Origin of the sequence: Roseibium denhamense (genome assembly GCF_009711415.1) — a bacterium.
GTDB lineage: Bacteria > Pseudomonadota > Alphaproteobacteria > Rhizobiales > Stappiaceae > Roseibium > Roseibium denhamense.
Genome location: NZ_SMLZ01000045.1, coordinates 1 through 1077, shown reverse-complemented (window position 1 = coordinate 1077; position 1077 = coordinate 1). Strand labels below are relative to the sequence as shown.

1 protein-coding gene is annotated in these 1077 nt (G+C 52.5%); it reads left to right on the top strand.

What is annotated here, in order from left to right; translation table 11 throughout:
* Window positions 1-334: 334 nt before the first annotated feature.
* The coding region (locus tag E1180_RS00150) for a vWA domain-containing protein (protein WP_155189073.1) at window positions 335-1077 on the top strand (743 nt) is incomplete at its 3' end.

The window sequence follows — 1077 nt, the reverse complement described above, 5'->3', positions numbered from 1 at the left end:
TGGTGTTGCATTTAGACTTGAAACTCCACGCCGGACTAAAATGTCTCACATGTGCATTTCAGGAGTGTCTACTGTTTGCTGGACCGGTTCCGGGCTGAGGGACGCGGCGGGAATTATTCGCAGGCACTCTGCCTGATCGCGCACGCAAACTCCGGCTGAATTCATTTACCATATGCCGCCAAACGATCACTTGTGCATCTGACTCTTTCCACTGTGTGATCGCGAACAAATCAACGAGCATTAATGTGACAATTGACACAAATTAATCTGAGATTTTAAGTACACTCATGCTGTGAAATAGGTCTTTCTATTTGAAAAAAACTTGGAGATCGGAATGAGAATCGCCAGTACTTTCAAAGCAACAAAAAAAGCATTGATTACCGCCACGGCAATCAGCTGCATGAGCGCTGCGGCGCAGGCAAGTTCTACAGATATTCTGTTTATTTTGGATGGCTCCGGCTCGATGTGGGGCCAGATCGACAAGGTCGCAAAGATCACGACCGCCAAGGATACACTCAGCCGTCTGGTCGACGATGTCCCTGAGGGGGCAAGGGTTGGCCTGATGACCTACGGGACCCAAAGCAAGGAAAGCTGCACCGATTTCATGACGCTGAACGCGGTGGGATCGACACGCGATGACATCAAATCGTCGATTGCCGGGATCACGCCCCTTGGCAAGACACCTATGGCCCTGTCCTTGACCCTGGCCATTACTCAACTCTCAAAAACCGAACCGACAGACCGGCAAAAGGCGGTGGTTTTGATATCTGACGGTATCGAGACGTGCGACGCGGATCCTTGCTCAAATGCTGCCCTCTCGCAGTATTTGGGCGTGGATATGAAAGTCCATGTCGTGGGGTTTGACGTCGACAAAGAAGCCAAGGACCAGCTGCAATGCATCGCCAATGCTGGCCGCGGACAGTATTTTGACGCGGCTGATACGGACGGATTCCAAGCAGCCATGGCACAAGTGGTTCAAGTGGCTCAAGCCGCCGAGCCGGCGCCAGAGCCGGTCGCTGTTAGCGAGCCAGAACCTGAACCCGCAGGCCCCGTCATCACAGAGTTTTTCCGAGAAGA